Below are 5,414 nucleotides of genomic sequence, written 5' to 3'. Positions count from 1 at the left end.
ATTCATCTGCTAGACAGGCATCCTTCTCAGGTAGTGGTGGAGGTACCTTCACTGGTGGAGGAGGCGGATCCTTCGGTGGTGGCTTTGGTGGCGGAAGCCGTTAATTAATAAAATAATATTATGTAAAAAACTCTTTTGATCTATAATAGATTAAAAGAGTTTTTTATGTTTAAAAAAGATTTAGTCAATATATCTTATAATAAAATTAGGAATGATAATATTTATAATTTTGTAACAATTAATTAGTTAATAAGTAAAAGTTCTTTGTTAATATGATAGTGGAGGTTGAGATGTCAGAATATAAAATACTGGTTGCAGAGGATGATAAGGCTATAAGAGATTCTATAGGAATATATCTTAATAATGCAAACTATCAAGTATTGTATGCGGAAGATGGTCTGCAGGCTATAGAGAAATTTAAAAATGAAGAAATTGATCTAATCATTATGGACCTAATGATGCCTAATATGACTGGTGAAGAGGCCATAGTAAAACTAAGAGAAATTTCTTATGTGCCAATTATAATCTTGTCAGCTAAGGGAGAAGATTATGATAAGGTATTGGGTCTTGATATTGGAGCAGACGATTATATAACTAAGCCATTTAACCCCTTGGAATTAGTTGCAAGAGTTAAATCAAATTTAAGAAGATTTTATTCATATAAAGATAAAAGTCAGCAAGTAAGGAATGGTTCAAGTATCCAAATTGGAAATTTAACTTTAAATGAATATGAAAAAAATATAGAAGTAAATGGAGATATTGTTGCCTTGACTCAAATCGAATATGGTATTTTAGAACTTTTGATGTCCTCGCCAAATAGGGTTTTTACAAGTGATGAAATATACGAACATGTGTGGGGGGAGTATGCCCTAGATACTAAAACTGTGACTGTACATATAAGAAGAATCAGAGAAAAAATCGAAATTGACCCTAATAAACCAGAATATTTGCAAGTTGTATGGGGAATTGGATACAAGTTTGTAGATCCAAGTAGGAGGTAAAATGAATAACAAAAATAAGGCCTATAGTAGGTCCATAATATTTTCTATCCTAGGCATAATAATCTTAGTATTTTCTCTAGGTATAGTGAATGTAGACATAAGTAAGTATACCCAGGCTGATATAGGGGCATCTCCAGGAGTCATGAACCAGTTAGGTAATTTGAGAAGCCAATTAGAACGAAATGGAAATGGTATTTTTGGGCTGAATGATATTGAGTATCGTGGAAAAAATGAAATAATTTCTAATAGACCATTTACCAAAGCCTATATGGATAAACACAATTTTAAATTGGTTGCGTTGACAAATAATGATCAAATCTTAGGTTTTGAAAATGAAGATGAATATAAAGAATACTTAGAATTCAAAAATGCTAGTGTAAAAAAATTGGTAACTTATGACAAAGCTGAAGATGAAGAGTTAGTAAACGTAGAAAGAAATACAATTAAAAAATATGATTCAATAAGTGATTTCTCTAGTATAGAAGATATTTCTAGTGCTTATGCTAAGAAAAAAATACTAATAATAGGATTAAAAAAATCTGGAGATGAAGAGGCTACAGTTTTAACTAACAAAGATGATTTTTCAGAAGGTAAAATAAAATTATATGCAGAAAATATAATCAAAGATTTTAATCTTATTTTTAAAAACTATGACGAAAGTAAAAATTTGGAAATTATAAGTTTTTATGATTTGAATGAAAATAGTTATTTATATAGGTCTCAAGAGCAATATATAAATACAGGAAATACATTAATTAAGCTTTTAGGGGGAGTAATAGCTTTTTCAGTGATTATTTTCATATATATTATGGCCTTGAACTATCATAAACTTAAGGAAAATGATGTATTTGAAGGATTGAAAAAAATTCCTATAGAAGTGCTTATGATTTTAATACCAATTATTTTGGTAATAGGTGTTACTCTACTAAAAAACATTGTAGATAGTAGTCAAATTACAGATATAATATATAGGATATTTGAAAATAAATTAATATTTACCCTATCCTTAGCTGTAGTTTTTACAGTTTTGACTATTCTTATTATTTATTTCTCAATTGGACTTAAATCTATATATTATAAGGGTTACAAAACATTCTTAATACAAAATTCTATTATATATAAAATAGGGTCTTGGTTTATTAGAAAAATAAAGAATATAATATTGTCCTTTTTAAGGCTTGTAGATATTAGTGATAGAAAAGTATTTGTTGGAATCTTTACTTTAATACTTGGATTTTGGTTTATATTTTCCGTATTGCTATTTAATTCTCCAATAGCTTTTCTAATAGGGCTTATACCTCTACTAATATTTTACAAGATAGCTAAAAAGATATATGGCGATATAAAAGAAATACAAAATATAAGTGAGGAATATTCAGTAGGTAACTATGAATATAGAGTTTCAGATAAGAATTCTCTAAAAAAATTATCTGCCAATATTAATAAGGCGGGAGATTCTTTAGAAACAGCTGTAGAAAAGCAAATAGAATCACAAAGAATGAAGACTGAATTGATTACAAATGTCAGTCACGATTTAAAAACTCCTTTGACATCTATAATCAACTATTCACAGCTGATAAATGATGAAAATACGGATATTGAAGATATAAGAAAATATGCTGAAACTATTCATCAAAAATCATTGAGGCTAAAATCTTTGATAGAATCACTTTTTGAAGTATCGAAATTAAATTCTAACAATGTAGATTTACATTTCACAGACATAGATCTACGAGAGATATTCAATCAGGCCTTGGGAGAATGGATAGATAAATTTGAAGAAAAGGATTTAGAATTAATAGTGAATATTCCTGATGAAGAAGAAATACTTTCTCTAGATGGTCAGCAAACTTATAGGATATTTGAAAATGTCTTTTCAAATATATATAAATATGCTTTAGAAGGAACTAGGGTTTATATGGATATGAAGGATAGGACTCTAACTATTAAAAATATATCAAAATATGCCCTAAATATATCTCCATCTGAATTAATGGAAAGATTTAAAAGAGGAGATGAGTCTAGAAATACTGAAGGATCAGGCTTAGGATTATCTATTGCATCATCTCTAACAGAACTACAAAATGGTAAATTTACTATAGATATAATCGGTGATTTATTTATAGTAAAAATAGAATTTTAATAAAAAAGATCTTTGTTAATATTAATTATTAGCAAAGATCTTTTCTTTTGTTTTAAGATAATTGGTCTACTCTTTCTTCTACATTTACTGCAGTGTTTGGAATATACTTATAATATTCTTGGTCAATAAGTTCAGAGTTAAAGATGAAATCAGCACCGGTTGGAGATTGGGCTGTTGGTACATCATAAAGTACTGCTGTCCTCAATAAAGCTTTAACATCAGGATCATGTGGTTGTGCAGACATAGGGTCCCAGAAAAATATTAAAATATCAATTTCTCCTTTTGATATGGCGGCACCAATTTGTTGGTCGCCACCTAGAGGCCCACTAAAGTAAGATTTTATTTCTAAGTCAAAATTTTCTCTAATAATAGTAGAAGTAGTACCTGTACCACATAAGTTATGTTTTTTTAAGATGTCGATTTTATCATGCATCCAAGCAAACAATTCAGTCTTGGTGTCATCATGAGCTACAAGTGCTATTCTTTTCTTTTTAGGAACTAATACTTTTACATATGGTGTGTGCATATTTCCTCCTATCCTTTTATACTATTATATATTATTTTATCTTTATAATACAGGTAATTATGGTATAATTTTGTATATATAAAAAGAGGAAATATATGAAAACAAAAGCTTTTAACAATGATAAATACATAAAATTACAATCAGAACATATTTTAGAAAGAATTAATAAATTTGATAATAAACTATACCTAGAATTAGGCGGTAAATTATTTGATGATGGTCATGCTGCAAGAGTATTGCCTGGTTTTGAAGAAGATGCAAAATTAAAGATGCTTCTAAAGCTTAAAGATAAGGCAGAGGTCATCATTGTTGTAAATGCCCACGATATTGAAAATAATCAAATAAGAGGAGACCTAGGTATAGGTTATGATGGAGAAACTCTAAGACTCATAGATTCTTTTATGAATGTAGGATTTGATATAGCTGGAGTCATGATAAATCAATTTGAAAACCAACCAGATGCTATTAAATTTAAAGAATACCTAAATTCTATGGGGATTAAGACATACTTATCATATACAATCTTTGGTTACCCTCATAATGTTGATAAAATAGTTAGTGATGAAGGGTTTGGTAAAAATGAGTATGTAAAGACCAAAAAGCCCCTAGTTGTAGTTACAGGTCCTGGACCTGGCTCAGGCAAGCTTTTAGTTTGTTTATCTCAAATGTATCATGAAAATAAAAGGGGAGTAAAGGCAGGTTATGCAAAATTTGAAACCTTTCCAGTTTGGAATTTAAATCTTAGACATCCAGTAAACCTTGCTTACGAAGCAGCTACGGCAAACCTAAATGACGTAAATATGATTGATCCATATCATTTAGAAGCCTATGGGCAAATGGCAACAAATTATAATCGAGATGTTGAAGCTTATCCAATTTTAGAAACTATTTTAACAGAAATCATGGGTTATTCACCATATAAATCACCTACCGATATGGGTGTAAATATGGTAGGATTTTGTATTGAAGATAATAAGGCTGTAGAAGAGGCTTCAAAACAAGAGATTATAAGAAGATATTTTGATAGCTTATGCGATATTAAAACTGGTAAAGCAAGCAGGAGTGAGTTAGATAAAATAGAGCTTTTAATGAAACAATTGAAAATTTCTAGTGCTATTCGTAAGGTAGTATCAGGATCAAGAAAAAAAGCTAAGGAAAGTCAATCACCAGCTTTTGCTTTGCAGCTGCAAGACGGGAAAATAGTTAAAGGAAGACAAACAAAACTACTCAATGCTCCATCTGCTTGTATACTTAACGCCTTAAAAATCTATGCTAATATTAATGATGATATACCACTTATATCACCAAATATTTTGGAGCCAATACTTGAGTTAAAAGATGGTTTACAATCTGAAGATAAGTCTATCTTACACTTAGATGAGGTTATGATAGCTCTTGCTATGTCAGCCACAACAAATCCTTTATCCCACCAAGCTTTAACTCAATTAGATAAATTAAAGGGATTGGAAGGACATTCTACAGTTATGCTGGAAGCAAATGATAAAGAATTATTAAGAAATTTAGGAATAAGTTTTACCCAGTCACCAAAATTCAGGACTAAGGGATTATTTAAAAATTATTAGGAGTATATATGGATAAATTGGATAATATTTTAGTGATTGCTAATCCTGAATCTGGAAGATCTGAAAGTAAGGAGAAAGAAGAATATCTAAGAGTAAAATTATCAGAATATTTTAATTATGTAGATGTAAGATATACCAAAGAAAAAGGCCATGCTACTGAA

Annotated in this window: 4 protein-coding genes; 3 read left to right on the top strand and 1 reads right to left on the bottom strand. The window is 29.6% G+C overall.

Features of this window, described 5'->3' with window-relative positions:
- The first annotated feature begins 290 nt into the window (after positions 1–290).
- Positions 291–1,001 carry a response regulator transcription factor gene (locus Q0U66_RS05250; protein ID WP_297378302.1) on the top strand — a complete coding sequence of 237 codons (711 nt, stop codon included), beginning with the start codon at positions 291–293 and terminating at the stop codon, positions 999–1,001.
- Position 1,002: 1 nt separating this feature from the next.
- A complete protein-coding gene (locus Q0U66_RS05245) occupies positions 1,003–3,144 on the top strand; it encodes a HAMP domain-containing sensor histidine kinase (protein WP_297378299.1) in 2,142 nt (713 codons plus the stop codon).
- Positions 3,145–3,196: 52 nt separating this feature from the next.
- Here Q0U66_RS05245 and Q0U66_RS05240 read toward each other — a convergent pair whose 3' ends face one another.
- Positions 3,197–3,670, bottom strand: coding sequence for a methylglyoxal synthase (locus tag Q0U66_RS05240; RefSeq protein ID WP_297378296.1), 474 nt, complete (start codon positions 3,668–3,670; stop codon positions 3,197–3,199).
- 95 nt (positions 3,671–3,765) lie between these two features.
- Here Q0U66_RS05240 and Q0U66_RS05235 point away from each other — a divergent pair, with 95 nt between their 5' ends.
- On the top strand, positions 3,766–5,253 hold the full coding sequence (locus tag Q0U66_RS05235; RefSeq protein ID WP_297378293.1) for a DUF1846 domain-containing protein: 1,488 nt from the start codon (positions 3,766–3,768) through the stop codon (positions 5,251–5,253).
- The last annotated feature ends 161 nt before the right edge of the window (positions 5,254–5,414 follow it).

The organism is uncultured Helcococcus sp. (assembly GCF_946998255.1).
GTDB lineage: Bacteria > Bacillota > Clostridia > Tissierellales > Peptoniphilaceae > Helcococcus.
Note: the sequence above shows the minus strand (reverse complement) of the source record. Positions and strands in the feature narration are given on the sequence as shown.